Below are 16,768 nucleotides of genomic sequence, written 5' to 3'. Positions count from 1 at the left end.
GTGTTTCGTTTATCGTCTAAAAAGAAGAAAAAAACAATCTGTTCCATTCCAGAGTTTATCCTCACTATGAAAGAATCTAGTGATTTCGTTTCTTATAACATCGTAGAAGATGGGACACTATGTTTGTTTTATTATAAATCTACAGCTGAATCACTCCTCATTAATCGATTCATTTTAACACCTATAAAAAGAGAATTGGATCGCATTGAAAATATAAGTGACATAGCAAATATCGTTACACTCGAAGGGATCATCACCAGTCCTTCTATTGATGATATTCGTGAAAAATTATTAGTTGGGTATGTACTCATACAGATAACAAACGATTCCCAAGCAGCAGAATATGCACTTATTCGTGCTGAAAGTTCAGTTTTAGGTACACGCTTATATAACGATACCGAAAATGAATATAGTGTAATCGGTCCAAAAGTCGGATTTGTTGAAAATATTGATACAAATACACACTTACTTCGCCGAAATATAGTAACAGAGCAATTAGTTTTCAAAGAAGTTATAGTTGGCTCTATATCAAAAACAAAGGTTATAGTTGCTTACATCGAAGGCATTACAAATGAACAACACATCAATACTGCAATGCAGCGCTTACAAGACGTTGACTTTGATGTTCCTTTTGATGCAACTATGATTGAACAGTTTATTAGCGATAATAGTAACTCACCCTTCCCTGTTTTACTACCTACAGAGCGGCTAGACCGCTCGGTGTACGCATTACTGAATGGAGGCGTTGTTATTTTAACAGACGGTTCACCTTACGCATTAGCTGGACCAGCGACGTTACTTGATTTCTTCGTCTCGCCAGAAGATTATTATTTACCATGGATTGCAGGCTCATTTCTTAGATTAGTTCGTTTTTTTGGAGCAGCTTTCTCTCTATTTTCTTCAGCTATTTACACAGCTGTATTAACATATCATTATCAAATGATTCCTGCAGATTTACTTGGCCCTATTATTTATTCTAGAGCCAATGTACCATTTCCACCTGTTTTGGAAGCTCTTTTTTTAGAAATTACAATTGAATTACTGCGTGAAGCTGGAGCACGCTTACCGACTAAAGTCGGCCAAACAATTGGTATTGTTGGAGGAATTGTAATTGGGCAAGCATCTGTTGAAGCTGCTTTAACGAGTACGATTTTATTAATTGCGGTTGCATTATCTGCGCTTGCTTCTTTTACAACACCGACAGTAAAAATGTCTTCTACAATCCGGATATTACGATTTCCTCTTATCATTTTAGCTGGAGCGTTTGGTGGCGTTGGTCTCATCGTCGGATTTGTATTCATATTAGCTCATTTAATTCGCCTTAAATCACTCGGATCACCTTATTTATTACCTTTATATCCATTCCGCGGTTTAGGGACAGCAGAAGGACTCCTTCGTTTGCCGTTTAGTCAAACTGCTGGGCGTGCCTCTTTTCTGAGACCAAAAAAGAAATGGCGCTATGACCCAAACAAAGCGAAAGAAAAACGTGACGGTGAAGAGAAATGAAAAATATTTTATTATGCTTTTCCATTATCATTTTAATTTTTCAATCTGGTTGTACAGAAACAAATATAGTTGATACACAGCGAATGATTCACGTAGGTGGATTCGATATAATGAAAGATAAAAAATTTCGCGGGACAATTTTATATCCCGATTACACAAAAGGAGTACAATCGAAACCAGAAACTCAATCAACTCATGCAGGTACAATTGAAACTATATCGTCCCTTCTAAACGCAAAATCGCCACATACGATCGCTATAGGTCAAATGCGTGTTGTCCTATTTGGGAAAGCATTTGGTGAACGTGGAATTGGAGATGTTATTAACAACTTACAACGTGACCCTAACATTGGCCGCGATGTACAGCTAGCACTGGTAGATGGTTCAGCAGAAGAATTACTTAAACATGTTAAAACAAATGGATCACTTTATCTATCTGATTTACTGGAGCAAAATATAAAAAACGAGACAATCCCGCGGACAGCTTTAAATATTTTTTTATATAACTTTTATTCATCAGGATGCGATCCATTTCTTCCTTATATTAAAGTTGATGAAGACAAGTCCGCTTCCATTAAAGGACTCGCTTTTTTAAAAAAGGATAAAGTGGTTATGTACACCGATAAAAAAGAATCTTTTTTATTAAAATTACTTATTAATCCAACGAAAAATGGTCGCTACGAAGTTCCAATACGTCAAGGTAAGCATAAAGGATTGATCGCTACTCAAAACTTATCTGGAAAAAGTGTTTGTTCTCTTTCGCAAAACGGTGATATTCCGAAAGTTAACATTCACTTAAAATTAAATGGACTCATAAAAAATGCTCCCGACTGGCTTGATTTATCTAAGAACGAAAATGTAACTTACGTAAAAAAACATGTAGAAAAAACGCTTGAGAAACATTTAAACGAATTAATAAAACAATTCCAAGAAAAAAAAATTGATCCAATAGGTATACGAGAAGAAATTCGTAGTCATTCAAGAAAATGGACTATAAAACAAATTCAAGAAATGTACCCTAATGTAGACGTTGCTGTTCATGTGCAAATCAATGTCGTGCAATCTGGTATCGGAGAATAGTGGAGGTGCTATAATGGCTGAACAAGATAAAACACATACTGTTTCCCCTTATTTCACATTCCTTCTATTACACTCCCTTCAAATTGGAGTAGGTGTGTTAGGGTACCAAAGAATTATTGCGCAATATGCCGGTTATGATGCTTGGATTTCTCTTATTATCGCTGGTATTGCAACTCATATCGTTTTATTTTGTATGCTTAAAATGTTAGAAAAAGATAATGATTTAATGAATATTCATACGACATGTTTTGGAAAGTGGATTGGAACATTTTTTTCCGTATGTTTTGCCGCATACCTTCTATTATTTTGTCTTACTGTTCTTCGTACATATATTGAAGTCATTCAAGTTTGGGTCTTTCCTACAATTAAACCGTGGAAATTAACTTTACTATTTTTACTTGTAACTTATTACATAATTAGAGGCGGCTTTCGTTCTGTAACAGGAATATGTTTTTGGGGTGTCATAATACCGATTTTCGTACTACTTTTCTTAGTTTTCCCAATGAAATACGCACATGTCCGTAACATTTTCCCAATTCTCGCTCATTCACCTTTAGACATTTTAACTTCAGCGAAAGCATCTGCATTAGAATTTCTTGGATTTGAAGCAATCCTTATCTTTTATCCATTTATTAAAAAAGGAAAATCGTTAAATAAATGGGCACATAGCGGTATTGCTTTTACAACCATTCTATACGTAATATTAGCGATTGTGTCCCTTATGTACTATAGCCAAGGGCAACTACATCATACAATTTGGCCAACATTAACGATGCTAAAAATAATTAAGGTTCCTTTTATCCAAAGGTTTGAGTACATTATTATTTTCTTATGGTATCTAATTATTTTACCTAACCTTTGTTTAACGATTTGGTCTTCTTGTTGCATTACTAAGAAATCTTTTCGCATACCATTTAACATTACACTGCCATTTTTTATCGCAACTATATTTATTTCATCCTTGTATTTCACAAACCGCGAAAGTATCAATACATTGAATACAGTACTGTCTCAAGCTGGTTTATATATTGTATACGCTTATATCCCAGTCTTATTTCTATTCCATTCATTGCGGTGGCGCTTCAAAAATAAGTCGAAAGAATCTTCACCCGACACACCATGATATTTGATACAATTTGATTAATACATGTGTAAAGGGGACAAGCGTATGAAGAAATATGTATTTTCTTTACTTGCAGTACTGAGTTTAATTCTTGCTGGATGTGGAGCTACTAGTACAAATGAAAAAAAATCATCTGAATCAAAAGAAGAGCATGACCATGCATCGCACACGCAGCAAGCTGACATTCAAGAAAAAACAAAGGGAGTCGACACACTTCCTGCCTTCCTAGACAAGCTTGATCCACAAATGAAAGACATTTACACTGTCGCTGGACAAAATGCAGAGCTATTAGATTGGATTCCATGTTACTGCGGTTGCGGTGAAAGTGTAGGACATAAAAACAATAAAAATTGCTTTATTCGTGAAATTAAGAAGAATGGTGAAGTTGTTTGGGATTCCCATGCAACGACTTGCGTCAATTGCCTAGAAATCGCAGTTAAATCAGCTACGATGAAACAAAAAGGAAAATCAACGCTTGAAATTCGTAACTATATTGACAATAAATACAAAGAAGGCTATGGCAAACCAACACCTACGCCAATGCCAAAAGCTTAAAAAACGAGGAAATACCTCGTTTTTTTTCATTCACTTTTTTTCTTAACAAATTCTTTCAAGTGTATTTCTCCTTACTTATCACACACTATATATAACTCTCGGTAAGGAGGGTACACAGTGCAAACATATAACGACTATGATAAAGCTCTCTATTACACGTATTGCTGTAATTGGGATAAATTACTCGTTCTCATGGTTCAGACGAACGATCAATTATTTTCTAAGCGTATTGAGCATTTTTTACATGCTTATCAATACAGTAAAGAGCTACCAGAAGTTGATAAACAATTGCAGCTCCTATTTCAATATATTGACCACGCATCTCAAAAGTCACATGTAGAAGAAGTAGAGCAAATTCAAATGTAAAATATAGCGCTATTCTCTTTATGAGAATGGCGCTTTTTAAAATGTTGATATCAATAAATGTTTCTCCTTATAAAACTTTTATTGATAAACATATTTTTTCTTTCTTTTCCCTACTACTTCATACTATAATTTAGTATGTAACTATTATAAGTGAGGTATAAAATATGGGACGAGAAAAAAAGCAAGAATATGCTTTACTTACTGCATGGGGAGCTTCATTTATTGCTACATTAGGAAGTCTATACTTTTCCGAAATCATGAAATTTGAGCCTTGTGTCCTTTGTTGGTATCAGCGTATTTTTATGTATCCATTTGTTTTATGGCTTGGTATCGCTGTCGTAAAGAAAGACTATCGCATTGCAAGTTATTCTTTACCAATCGCAAGTATTGGTGCTTGTATTTCTTTATATCACTATGCAATTCAAAAAATCGCAGCATTTTCAGCTGCTGGGGCAGCTTGCGGCCGCGTACCTTGTACGGGAGAATACATAAACTGGTTCGGCTTTGTGACCATCCCGTTTTTAGCACTTATCGGCTTTATCACAATCGCTGTTTGTAGCTTTATCGTAATCAAAAACAAATAAGGAGATGAAAGAATGAAAAAAATGCTTATATTTGGCGGTATTATTATTGCCTTGTTTGTAGCAATTTTCGCTGTCACACAAATGGAAGAAAAAAATGCTTCAACTAGCCAAAAAATTGATAATGCTACTGGTAGTCAAACAGATGGTGCTGACTACTACACAAATAAAATCTCTCTTTCAGATCTCCAAAAGAATTTAAAAGAGAAAAAAGAAGAAACAGTATACTTTTATCAAACATCTTGCGTTCATTGCCAAAAATTATCTCCTGTCGTAGTACCTATGGCTAAAGACTTGAATGTTGATATGAAAGTTATGGATATTGAAAAATTAGATGCTCCTTGGGATGAATATAAAATTCAAGGTACACCAACAATCATTCATTTTAAAGATGGTAAAGAAGTGAGCCGTATTAGCGGCGAACAATCGAAAGACAAATTAAAAGAATGGCTTGAGCAAACGAAGAAATAACGAGAAAAGGAAACTCCTTCTACACATGAAATGGGCGTAAAACCTCACACTAATGTATAAGGAGGGGGTTTTATGCCAGAAGTAAAATGCTCTGTTTCCAATTGCTCATTTTGGGGACAAGGTAACTTTTGTCAAGCAAGTGCTATCATCGTTCAGCCTGATGCAGATGAAGCTGGTCAAACTGAAAATGATTCGTATACAAGCGCGGTTTTAACAAACGAGACGTTAGAAAGCTCTGTAGCAACGAGTGTAGAAACTTGTTGCCATACATTTAAACCAAAATATTAAACATAAAAAGCATACGATGAATCGTATGCTTTTTTACATTCCCCTCCAAAAATCATGCATGATAAAAAAGTACAAAATAACGAGGACAACCGTCCCACATAGGGTAATGCGCCTATATATACTCTTTTCTCCTTCCCTTGCTTTTACAAAAGCCCAAATAAATCCGAAGAACAATATTAAATCAACATATGGAACATAAAAGGAAAAGACGAGAAACGCATACAAATACACAATGAATAAACAGGTCGTTACTAAGAAAACTTTAAATGCAAATTCGCTTTTCATAATGTAACCGCCCCCTATCTGTATTGTATTATATTCAGCAAAATACAATAGTTGCAGTTAAACTCCAAGTAGAAATAAGCTACCGCCTATAAAACGGTAGCTATTACGGAACATTGTATTTCCGTTTATATATATTACTTAAAGTCGAAGTAGGAATTTGCTCGTAACGAATTTTTTCTCCTGTTTCATCTACAATATACAAATTGTTTCCTATATAATATATTCCATTTTTTCGTTTTGAGTACACCGTATATCTTTCATTCGGCAATACCGTTTTCACTTTTGTTAACTGCCCATTCGGTTCTTGCCAATATATATCCGCGCGATCTACTAACGTAAGTATTCCTATTTGCTCTTCTTCTACTTTACGACCATTCCAACTCACAACACGATAACCAAGTGTATTTGCCTCATATTCCGGACTCATATGAAAACGAGAAATGATTACTTTTGTTTGTAATTGTACTCGGTCATATAACCATTGTATATCCTTGTCATGCATGCGAATACAACCATTTGATTCCCTACTTCCAATCGTCCATTCCCGATTTGTCCCGTGAATCGCATATTCCTTTTTATCTAGTCCAAGCCACCTCGTACCGAGAGGGTTGTTTGGTGCACCACCACGTATCTTTTTTCGATGGTATTCTTTATTTTTATATTTAGTTATAATACAAAAATTACCTTCTGGCGTAGGTGTACGATCTCTTCCAGTCGTTATCGGAAACGTTCTCGTATAGTTTCCTTCTTCAAAGAAAGACAGCTGATTCGTCGTAAGATTAACTAATATTAAATGATCTGTATTAGCAAAAACGCTAGCTGGTAGGCAGAAAAATAGGATTACGATAAACAATACTTTTTTCATCTAAATCCTCCCTAGCACTAACATCATAATAAATGCAATTAGCTTTACTTTGCTCTTATAAATGAAAACTATCCATTTACGATAACGCCCCCGTTTACATGTATCATTTGCCCCGTAACATAAGATGAATCGTCCGATGCTAAGTATACGTATGCTGGTGCTAATTCATATGGCTGACCAGGTCTTTGCATCGGAACATTGCTTCCAAACTGTGACACTTTCTTCTCACCAAAGCTCGATGGAATAAGAGGTGTCCAAATCGGGCCTGGCGCAACACCATTTACACGAATTCCTTTTTGCACTAACGATTGAGAGAGAGATCTTGTAAAAGCAACGATAGCTCCTTTCGTTGCAGAATAATCAATTAAAGTTTCATTTCCTTCATATGCAACGATAGACGCCGTATTTATAATGACATCCCCTTGTTTGAAGTGAGAAAGTGCTGCTTTCGTAACGTGAAAATAAGAAAAAATATTAATACGGAATGTTTTTTCTAGCTGTTCTGCTGTAATATATTCTAGTCCTTGCTGCGGATATTGCTGTGCGACGTTATTCACAACAATATTTAAACCACCTAACTGCGAAACAGTCTCTTCCACAATATCTTTACAATGTTGTTCATTACTTAAATCTCCCGGTAGTAATACACACTTTACACCTTCTTTTTCAACACGTTGTTTCGTCTCATTCGCATCCTCCTCCTCATCTAAATAAGCAATTGCAATATTTGCACCCTCTTTTGCAAAAGCGATGGAAACAGCTCGTCCAATCCCGCTATCTCCCCCTGTAATTAACACATTCTTCCCCTTTAACTTTTCACTTCCCTTATAATTGGGATCTTCAAACTGCGGAAGTGGATTCATTAATGATTCAATACCAGGCTGTTTATTTTGATGTTGGGCTGGCATTGTTAAAAAGCTTTTTTGCTGTGGCATAACTTCCTTCAGCTCCTTTTCCTTATCATGTGCACAATAAAAAACTACAATTCACACATAGTTTTACGATTAATATTCGAATTTAAGACACAAAATATGAATTGTTGTAAACTTTTTATACAAAACTATTGCAAAATAGTTAAAAAACGAATATTATATATAACTGTTGTGAAAATTATTCGTAAACAGAAAGGATGTTTATATGTTTAACCTTTCAAAACATAAAACTTCTATTAAAACTGAAATTATGGCAGGTATTATTACCTTCTTAACAATGGCATATATCATTGTCGTAAACCCTGTCATCCTTGGGGATGCAGGTGTTCCATTTGAACAAGCATTTACAGCAACAATTATCGCTGCTGTTGTCGGAACATTATTTATGGCGATCTTTACAAACTTACCAATCGCAATTGCACCAGGTATGGGATTAAATGCTTACTTCTCTTACTCTGTTGTAAAAGCTCATGAAGGCATGACTTTCGCAATTGCATTCTCTGCTGTATTCGTAGCAGGTATGATTTTAATTTTGTTATCATTCACATCTTTCCGTACAAAATTAATGGAAGCCATTCCTGAAAACTTAAAACACGCAATTACTGCTGGTATCGGACTATTTATCGCCTTTATCGGTTTACGTTTAACAGGTATCGTTACAAAAAACGATGCAAACTTAGTTGGACTTGGTGATCTTCACTCTGCTCCAGTTCTACTAGCATTAGCTGGACTTGGAATTACAATTGTCCTTATGTCTTTAAATGTAAATGGTGCGCTATTTATCGGCATGCTATTAACTGGTCTTATCGCTTTCTTCACAGGACAATTAACGTTCTCAAACGGTGTTACATCAATGCCTGGATTACCAGAAGGTATTATCGTATCAAATCCAATTACTGCTGTATCTGATGTAATTAACTACGGATTATACGGCGTTGTATTCTCATTCTTCCTTGTTACACTATTCGATACAACAGGTACACTACTTGGCGTTGCGCAACAAGGTGGATTTATGAAAGACGGAAAGCTTCCAAAAGCAGGACGAGCTCTTCTATCTGACTCATTCTCAGCAACAATCGGTTCTATGTTCGGAACAACACCATCAACAGCTTACATTGAATCTTCTGCTGGTGTTGCAGCTGGTGGCCGTACTGGTTTAACAACAGTTACAGTAGCTGTTCTATTCGCATTAGCAGCTTTCTTTGGACCATTAGTGAGCGCTGTATCTGGTGTATCAGCTATTACTGCACCATCACTAATTATCGTTGGTAGTCTTATGATGGGTTCAGTTCGCCACATCGATTGGGATTCATTTGATGAAGCATTCCCAGCATTCTTAGTAATCTTAAGCATGCCACTTACATCAAGTATCGCAACAGGTATCGCACTTGGATTTATTTCATACCCACTTATGAAAGTGGCAAAAGGTAAATTCCGTTCTGTTCACCCACTTGTGTATGTATTCGGAATCTTGTTCGCTTATCAATTGATATTCTTACCACATTAAAATCCCTCTTTCTGAGGGATTTTTTATTTTCAAAAAACATTTGACAACTGTACAGAATCATGGAATAATTCAAAATAGTTAAATATTCGATGTCTTATCAAGAGCAGGTGGAGGGATGAGCCCTACGAAGCCCGGCAACCGACCCATTTATGGGCACGGTGCTAATTCTTACAACACGTTGTGTTGAAAGATAAGAGTAATATGATAAGACGTCTTTTCTATATGAAAAGGCGTTTTTTATTTTCACTCCCTCCCCTCTCTTCTTAGTTTAGGAGGGATTTTTTTATGAAAAAATTGTGTTCCATCGTACTTATTTTTCTATTACTTACATTGACGGCTTGTACAAATGAACAAGATGCTATCTCTTCACAAAAGCAACAAACGGTGAAAAAAGTAACTACAACAGTTGAAAATCATTTACAAACAGAAATTCCAAAGCAAATAAAAAAGCCATTAAAAATCGCATTAATTATGCAAATGTCTATCGGAACTTTTTCCTCTCAATATATTGAGGGCGTCAAAAAACAAGTCGAGCTATTTGGCGGTAGTGTACAAGTCTACAATTCTGATAACGATTTAGCAAAAATGGCTGCAAATTTAGATACTGCTATTAATTCAAAAGTGGATGGTATTTTAATTGATCATGGCCGATCTGAAGCATTAAAACCTGGGGTAGAAAAAGCGTTACAGGCGAACATTCCCGTAGTCGCGTTTGATAACGATCTACGCTTACCAGGTGTAACGATTATTGATCAAGATGACTATAGTCTTGCATGGAAATCATTAAAAACGTTAGCAGAAGATTTGAATGGACAAGGAAATATCGCAGTCGTATGGGTTGGCGGATTTGCTCCAATGGAACGTCGTAACGTTATCATTGATGCTTTTTATAAACGGTATCCAAATATAAAAGAAGTTGCGCGATTCGGTACTGCTAGTAATAACACACCACTTGATACACAAACACAAGTAGAAGCTTTACTAAAAAAATATCCGAAAGAAGGAGATTTACAAGCCATTTTCGCTTCGTGGGATGAGTTTGCTAAAGGAGCTGTTAAAGCACTTGAACAAGCTGGTCGTACAGATATAAAAGTATACAGCATTGACTTAAGTAATGAAGATTTACAACTTATGCAAAAAGAAAACTCACCTTGGTCTGCTACGGCTGCAACGGATCCAGCTGAAGTAGGGAAAGTTCAAGTACGATTCTTATACAAAAAAATTGCCGGTGAACAAACGCCAGATATTTATTCACTAGAACCTTATTTAGTAAAGAAAAATAGTTTACCAAAAGAAAATATAACAATGGATCAATTATCAAAACATATAAACGGTTGGGGAGACTCGAAAGATGCGTATTCTCCTTGGATGAAAAAATTAGAGAAGGAGAAAAAATGATGACATTCTCTCTTCAAAACATTACACATTCTTATCATGCCGCTACACCTGTTCTAGAAGATGTTTCTATCCATATTCAAAAAGGAAATGTTCATGCCCTACTAGGAATGAACGGTGCTGGGAAAAGTACTCTACTGAAAATAGCAACTGGTGAAATTCAACCAGTTGCTGGCGATATAAAAATTGATAATCAGTCTGTTTCCTTTCCTTCGCCACGCGATGCAAAAAAGCACGGTATTTCTTTCGTAACACAAGAAGTAGACCACGGACTTATTCCGGGATTATCTGTATTAGAAAATGTACTTATCGATCATTTAGCAATGCAAAATAAAGTACTATTTTCAAAGTCAAAATTAGTCGCACTCGCTAAACAACATTTGCAAACTGTACAGGCTGATTTAAATATTTTTGAAGATGTTTCAAACTGCTCATTACATGAAAAACAATTACTTCTTATCGCAAGAGCTTTATCCAACAATACAAATTATCTTTTATTAGATGAGCCTACTTCTTCTCTTGGACCGAAAGAAATTGAAACCTTCGGGCAACTATTAAAAGATTTAACATCAAAAGGAATTGGCATCATCTTAATTTCTCATCGTTTATCAGAGATTCGAAATTTCGCGGATGATGTAACTGTATTACATAATGGTAAAGTCGCACTTTCTGATGCGATTACAAAGGTTACAGATCAACAAATTGTAGAATCGATGACTGGAAAACAACTTACACTTCCTATTAATGCAGCACCAAAACGAGGGAACGAAGAATTCTTTAAAGTACAAGAACTTCCATTACACAAAAACCATTCTCCCCTTTCTCTCACCGTACGGAAAGGTGAAACTGTTGTGATATACGGATTAATTGGCAGTGGCAAAACAACACTTGCTGAAACGTTATTTGGTGCTCATCATACTTATCACGCAGAAATAAACGGTCAAAATATAACGATTAAAACACCGCGAGATGCGATTAAAGCGAAAATCGCACTTGTACCAGAAGAAAGAAGAAAACAAGGCGTATTTCTTTCGGAAGATATTATAAGCCACACGAATTTACACCAATCAGGTTGGAGACGAAAACAAACCGAATTAAATAATGCTACTGCGGCAATTTCTTCTTTCAGCATTTCACCGAATGACCCAAAAGCCTTTATTCATTCACTTAGCGGTGGAAATCAACAAAAAGTCTCGATTGCAAAGTGGCATGGATTCAAACCGAATCTCTTTCTTTTAGACGAGCCAACTAAAGGTGTAGACATAGCTGCAAAACAAGACATTTTTCAATTCATTCGTAACATTACTGAAAACGGGAGTTCCGTAATTTACTTCACAGGAGAACAAGATGAAGCACTACATATCGCTGATCGCATTCTTATACTGGCAAACGGAGAATTTGTAGGTGAATACTTACCAAACGAACTATCTCCTGAACAGCTTTTACATTTATCTGAAGGGAGTTATTCCATTGAATCTCGTTCATAAAACAAAAACTAAGAAACTATATTTACCTACTCATCTTTTTTATCAATTTAGTACGATTGCTATCATTATAGGTGTTACAATTTTCTTCTCTATCGTCAACGATTCTTTTTTAACGTACAACAATATTAGTGATATTTTACGCTCCATTTCTATCGTAACGTTACTTGCAATTGGTGTTACCTTTACATTAATTGTAGATGGGTTTGATTTATCAGTCGGCTCTACCGCTAGTTTAGCAACCATTGCAGCCGCTTCCTGTCTCGTTTTATATCGACAAGAACTATTAGTCACACTCCTTGTTCCTATTCTTTGTGGGCTATTAGTTGGATTATTAAATGCACTACTCGTTATCCGAATTAAACTACCAGATTTACTAGCTACATTAAGTATTATGTATATCGTGAATGGACTACACTTAACATTTTCAAAAGGATCTTCTATTTATGAAGGAATGTCTGGTGCCAAAGGACATTTTATTCCATCCTTTTTATTTATCGGTCAAGGTTCTGTCTTAGGAATTCCAGTCCCTGTCATTATCATGCTTATTGTCGTTTTGATTGCATATGTATTTTTAGAAAAAACAACGTACGGTCGTTTCTTTTATATGACAGGTGGGAATCGAGAAGCTGCTAGACTAGCTGGTATTCCTACTGATCGTTACCGTGTATATGCCTATATGATTAGCGGTTTACTTGCCTCTATTGGCGGAATTATTCTATGTAGCCGCGTTGGCACAGGACAAGTTTCAGCTGGCGCCCCATTATTAATGGATGCAGTTGCCGCTGCCTATATCGGTTATGCAATGTTCGGTGCTAAGAAACCAAATGTCATCGGAACATTTCTTGGTTCCGTATTAATCGGGATCATATTAAACGGCCTTACAATGATGAACGTTCCTTATTATGCACAAGATATCATTAAAGGCAGTATTTTAATTGCTGCTTTAGCCTTTTCATTTATTAAAAAGAAGCGTAAATAAAGTGAAGGCTTTTACGGGCAAATAGCGGGATAAAAAGTAGCGCATCGAATTCGATGCGCTACTTTCCTTTTGCAACAATCACACGAACTACTTTCAACGCAAGGAGCAGAAGACCGTTCGCTATTGCTATAACACCTAAGAAAATTGCTATCATCAGCTCTCCCATTCCATTATTAAATACATAAATAATAGAAGAAATGAAAACCTCCTCTACGACCAAACTACTTAAAAGAGGTTAGAAACCTTTAATATTTCTCATTTACCTGTAATTCTTTACTATACTTTTGAATGAACACTGATGAAATAATCATTACCATTCCTATACTAAAACCAATAAGCTGATCTAATAACATTTCATCATGCATGAGCAAACGAAATAAAAATACACCACCAAAAATAAGCAACATAGTAAATCCAGTATGTCTAAGTCCTTTATATACATTTTCCATATGTATCACCTCTCTACATACCTTTATCCATATTATACCATATTCCGAAAATTTGTATAACCAACATTCGGTATTGAAACCACTAATAAAAAAGACTGCAGAGAAATTCTTCTCCGCAGCCTAATATTTATTTTTGCAAAAACGCCTGTAAATCTGCAAATTGTCTCTTTGCATCCTCATAGCCTTGCTCATATAAACTTTGTAATTTTGCTGTATCTTTTTCCATACGATCTACTTGAAGCGGCACTTCTGGGCGAATAACAAATAAATTCCCAGCTTGTTCTTCTTTTTCAATGTAGTGAAGTGTTTCATTATACACTTCATAACGATTCAGCATCGTGTTAACAAGGTTCGGATATTTTTTATAAGCTTTCGCTGCAACCCATCCAAACTTTGATTTTTTCTTTGCGTAACCATGATTTCTCGTTAAAATAACGACTGATTTTTTAAATCCGTCTTCTTGCGCTTTACGAACTGGAATCGGATCAGAAATCCCGCCATCTAACAATTGCTTACCGCGGTAATTTACTACTGGTGCAATGAAAGGCAATGAACTAGACGCTTGTAATAAATTTAGCGCATCATCATTCGTTCCTTCTTTTTCAAAATAAACAGATTGCCCTGTTTCACAATCTGTTGTCCCTACAAGGAAACGCTCTGGACTATTGAAGTATGTTTCAAAATCAAACGGCACATGCTTTTCTGGAATTTCATGAAAAATGAAATCCATATCGAATAGTTGACGTTTTTTCCACAAATTTTTATACGATAAATATTGTGGATGTGATGCATAATCAATATTGACTGTTTTATTTCTATTTCTTTGTCTGGAAAGATACGACGCTGCATGACAAGCACCAGCCGAGACACCAATCACATATGGAAAATATAAATCTTGTTCCATAAAATATTCTAATATCCCGCCCGTATATACACCACGCATACCGCCGCCTTCTAATACTAACCCCGTATTTTCAAGCATGTTACTCTCTCCTCTATATATATTGACTCTTTAATTATTCACTATGTTAAGTATCTTTTTCTATTATATATGAGTTCTTTCAGAAATTATATTCAAAAGGCTTGAGAAAAAAGTATTTTTTCTTCCAATTATATTTCCAAATGATCAGAGACATCCTTTATAAACCTTTGAATAAAATCTTGCTCTTCTTTCGTATATCCATCTAAAAGTAACAGCCACTTTTCTTCCGCTTGTTTATGCAACTTTTCATGAGCTTTATATATTTCATTTCCTCTTTCCGTTAAGCGGAAGAAAATTTCTTTTTGATTATCTAACATTTGCATCTTCTCAACGAACTGCTTTTGAAATAACTTTGTACAAATTTTAGAGATCGCGCCCTTCGTCATTCCCATTTCTGTCGTAATAGCCGTTACATTCATGAGACCATTTTGTCCGATACACTCGATAACATGTAACTCAGATAAAGACATACCACTTACACCTGTTTCACGAAGAAACTTCTCATTATTTTCTTTCAAATGCTCTTCTTTTTTATGAAAAAGTGTACGAATATCCGAAATTATTTCCATTTGTTTCGCTGTACGTTCCAATCCATTCGCCTCCTAAGTTTCCAAAGAAACAATTTAACTATATACCATTTTAAAATCATTTCTCCATCTTTACAAGTGAGAAAATCATGTTAAAATAAATTTAGTTTCCTAGGAAACTAAAAATAAGGAGGTTAGCATTATGGAAAAAACCAAACTGAATTTCATTTTATATGTTGTCTGTATGAGTGCCTTACTCAGTTCCTTCGCTCAAAATATTTACACACCGATCTTACCGATGATTCAAAATTCGTTTCATACTTCTCTTTATCTTGTAAGTTTAACCGTTTCACTTTTCACATTCATTCTTGCGATTATGCAGCTCATATACGGACCTTTAATTGATACAAAAGGAAGAAAATCTGTCCTTATCCCTAGTTTAATTATTAGTACAATCGGCTCAATTGGTTGTGCTTTCTCACCAAACATTTACTTATTTCTATTTTTTAGAGCTGTTCAAGCTATAGGAATAGCGGCTATACCTGTAGTTGCAGCAACGATTATCGGTGATTTATTTGAAGGAAAAGAACGCGGAGAAGCGATGAGCCTTTATCAAATGTTACTTGCTCTCGCACCTGCGATCGGCCCTCTTATAGGTGGTTATCTCGGCAGTATACACGGCCACTTATCTGTATTTCTGTTTTTATCTACAATTGGCATCATATTATTAATTATAAACATTTCACTACTTCCAGAAACAAAACCAAATGTAATTAAACAGCCTAAAGTAAAAAAGAATTACTGGCTTATCTTAAAAAATAAAACTGGATTTTCTATTACACTTATTGGCTTTATTCAATTTTGTATGTATTTCTGTTTCCTGTTTTTTTTGCCTAGCATATTAACAAATATATATCATCTACACGCAAGTGAAATTGGTCTTATGTTTGTACCAATGTCCCTTTCTATTATGTTAGGAAGTTATTGCTACAAATTTTTGCAAAAACAGTTCACAACAAAGCAAGCTTTATTCATCACTAGTTTCTTCAATATTATATGTATCACTTTATTCTCTTTAGCATATAGCAACAATATCCCAACCTTCATTATCGTTACCTCTTTATACGGTTTTAGCATGGGACTTTCTATGCCAACTCACACTACTTTATTAACGGAAGAATTCGTACAAGAACGCGCAACAGCTATCGGTATGTACAACTTCATTCGCTATTTTGGCATGGGTACAGGACCTATTGTAGGTGGGTTTCTTTTATTTAATCAAAATTACTTTTGGATTTTCTTTATAGGAGCAGTTACATTTCTACTTATAGTTTTATACGCAATAAAAATGTTACGTTTCTCTACCGCACAAAAGGCAAAATAGAGCCCCC

Annotated in this window: 19 protein-coding genes and 1 riboswitch; of the genes, 13 read left to right on the top strand and 6 right to left on the bottom strand. The window is 35.4% G+C overall.

What is annotated here, in order from left to right; translation table 11 throughout:
• The 8 genes from F0362_RS04060 (at position 1) to F0362_RS04025 (ending at position 5,969) form a co-directional block, all read left to right on the top strand.
• Complete coding sequence (locus F0362_RS04060; protein ID WP_000489316.1) at positions 1 to 1,506, top strand: spore germination protein; 1,506 nt, start codon at positions 1 to 3, stop codon at positions 1,504 to 1,506.
• The gene (locus F0362_RS04055) at positions 1,503 to 2,585 is read left to right on the top strand and encodes a spore germination protein GerYC (RefSeq protein ID WP_000789833.1); all 1,083 of its coding nucleotides are present in this window, start codon (positions 1,503 to 1,505) and stop codon (positions 2,583 to 2,585) included. The genes F0362_RS04060 and F0362_RS04055 overlap by 4 nt, the downstream gene beginning before the upstream one ends.
• 13 nt (positions 2,586 to 2,598) lie before the next feature.
• Entirely contained in the window at positions 2,599 to 3,708 is a 1,110-nt protein-coding gene (locus F0362_RS04050) for a GerAB/ArcD/ProY family transporter (protein WP_000840374.1), read from the top strand.
• A 45-nt stretch (positions 3,709 to 3,753) separates the two neighbouring features.
• Positions 3,754 to 4,263 (top strand): PCYCGC domain-containing protein, encoded by a 510-nt coding sequence (locus F0362_RS04045; RefSeq protein WP_000761017.1) that lies wholly within the window; start codon positions 3,754 to 3,756, stop codon positions 4,261 to 4,263.
• 117 nt (positions 4,264 to 4,380) lie between these two features.
• Complete coding sequence (locus F0362_RS04040; RefSeq protein ID WP_001195459.1) at positions 4,381 to 4,629, top strand: YhdB family protein; 249 nt, start codon at positions 4,381 to 4,383, stop codon at positions 4,627 to 4,629.
• A gap of 164 nt (positions 4,630 to 4,793) precedes the next feature.
• On the top strand, positions 4,794 to 5,213 hold the full coding sequence (locus tag F0362_RS04035) for a disulfide formation protein C (RefSeq protein ID WP_000532269.1): 420 nt from the start codon (positions 4,794 to 4,796) through the stop codon (positions 5,211 to 5,213).
• 12 nt (positions 5,214 to 5,225) lie between these two features.
• Positions 5,226 to 5,681 (top strand): thioredoxin family protein, encoded by a 456-nt coding sequence (locus tag F0362_RS04030; RefSeq protein ID WP_000738448.1) that lies wholly within the window; start codon positions 5,226 to 5,228, stop codon positions 5,679 to 5,681.
• A gap of 72 nt (positions 5,682 to 5,753) precedes the next feature.
• Positions 5,754 to 5,969: a DUF1540 domain-containing protein gene (locus F0362_RS04025; protein WP_001115393.1), complete on the top strand. Its 216-nt coding sequence runs from the start codon at positions 5,754 to 5,756 to the stop codon at positions 5,967 to 5,969.
• Between the two features lie 33 nt (positions 5,970 to 6,002).
• Here F0362_RS04025 and F0362_RS04020 read toward each other — a convergent pair whose 3' ends face one another.
• The 3 genes from F0362_RS04020 to F0362_RS04010 form a co-directional block, all read right to left on the bottom strand.
• Positions 6,003 to 6,254, bottom strand: a complete 252-nt coding sequence (locus F0362_RS04020; protein WP_000834196.1) for a hypothetical protein — start codon at positions 6,252 to 6,254, stop codon at positions 6,003 to 6,005.
• Positions 6,255 to 6,357: 103 nt separating this feature from the next.
• Positions 6,358 to 7,119, bottom strand: coding sequence for a L,D-transpeptidase (locus F0362_RS04015; RefSeq protein WP_000756371.1), 762 nt, complete (start codon positions 7,117 to 7,119; stop codon positions 6,358 to 6,360).
• A 68-nt stretch (positions 7,120 to 7,187) separates the two neighbouring features.
• The gene (locus tag F0362_RS04010) at positions 7,188 to 8,054 is read right to left on the bottom strand and encodes an SDR family oxidoreductase (RefSeq protein ID WP_001136297.1); all 867 of its coding nucleotides are present in this window, start codon (positions 8,052 to 8,054) and stop codon (positions 7,188 to 7,190) included.
• Positions 8,055 to 8,256: 202 nt separating this feature from the next.
• On the opposite strand from F0362_RS04010, the gene F0362_RS04005 reads away from it, so the two are divergent.
• The 4 genes from F0362_RS04005 (at position 8,257) to F0362_RS03990 (ending at position 13,419) form a co-directional block, all read left to right on the top strand.
• A complete protein-coding gene (locus tag F0362_RS04005) occupies positions 8,257 to 9,558 on the top strand; it encodes an NCS2 family permease (protein WP_000482720.1) in 1,302 nt (433 codons plus the stop codon).
• Between the two features lie 91 nt (positions 9,559 to 9,649).
• Positions 9,650 to 9,755: riboswitch (SAM riboswitch) on the top strand.
• 88 nt (positions 9,756 to 9,843) lie between these two features.
• Positions 9,844 to 10,956, top strand: coding sequence for a sugar ABC transporter substrate-binding protein (locus tag F0362_RS04000; protein ID WP_000732072.1), 1,113 nt, complete (start codon positions 9,844 to 9,846; stop codon positions 10,954 to 10,956).
• A complete protein-coding gene (locus tag F0362_RS03995; RefSeq protein WP_080326600.1) occupies positions 10,953 to 12,440 on the top strand; it encodes a sugar ABC transporter ATP-binding protein in 1,488 nt (495 codons plus the stop codon). The genes F0362_RS04000 and F0362_RS03995 overlap by 4 nt, the downstream gene beginning before the upstream one ends.
• Positions 12,424 to 13,419, top strand: a complete 996-nt coding sequence (locus F0362_RS03990) for an ABC transporter permease (protein WP_001054978.1) — start codon at positions 12,424 to 12,426, stop codon at positions 13,417 to 13,419. The genes F0362_RS03995 and F0362_RS03990 overlap by 17 nt, the downstream gene beginning before the upstream one ends.
• A 245-nt stretch (positions 13,420 to 13,664) precedes the next feature.
• On the opposite strand, the gene F0362_RS03985 is transcribed toward F0362_RS03990, so the two are convergent.
• From F0362_RS03985 to F0362_RS03975, 3 genes are all read right to left on the bottom strand, one after another.
• Positions 13,665 to 13,868 carry a hypothetical protein gene (locus F0362_RS03985; RefSeq protein WP_000432816.1) on the bottom strand — a complete coding sequence of 68 codons (204 nt, stop codon included), beginning with the start codon at positions 13,866 to 13,868 and terminating at the stop codon, positions 13,665 to 13,667.
• A gap of 127 nt (positions 13,869 to 13,995) precedes the next feature.
• Positions 13,996 to 14,850 carry a patatin-like phospholipase family protein gene (locus tag F0362_RS03980; RefSeq protein ID WP_000892699.1) on the bottom strand — a complete coding sequence of 285 codons (855 nt, stop codon included), beginning with the start codon at positions 14,848 to 14,850 and terminating at the stop codon, positions 13,996 to 13,998.
• 128 nt (positions 14,851 to 14,978) lie between these two features.
• On the bottom strand, positions 14,979 to 15,440 hold the full coding sequence (locus F0362_RS03975) for a MarR family transcriptional regulator (protein ID WP_000442447.1): 462 nt from the start codon (positions 15,438 to 15,440) through the stop codon (positions 14,979 to 14,981).
• A 139-nt stretch (positions 15,441 to 15,579) separates the two neighbouring features.
• Between F0362_RS03975 and F0362_RS03970 the strand changes: the two genes are divergently transcribed.
• Positions 15,580 to 16,761, top strand: coding sequence for an MFS transporter (locus tag F0362_RS03970; RefSeq protein ID WP_052943444.1), 1,182 nt, complete (start codon positions 15,580 to 15,582; stop codon positions 16,759 to 16,761).
• Positions 16,762 to 16,768 lie beyond the last annotated feature (7 nt).

It is taken from the genome of Bacillus sp. BS98 (assembly GCF_008432245.1).
GTDB lineage: Bacteria > Bacillota > Bacilli > Bacillales > Bacillaceae_G > Bacillus_A > Bacillus_A toyonensis.
This window is presented reverse-complemented; position numbering and strand designations above follow the sequence as displayed.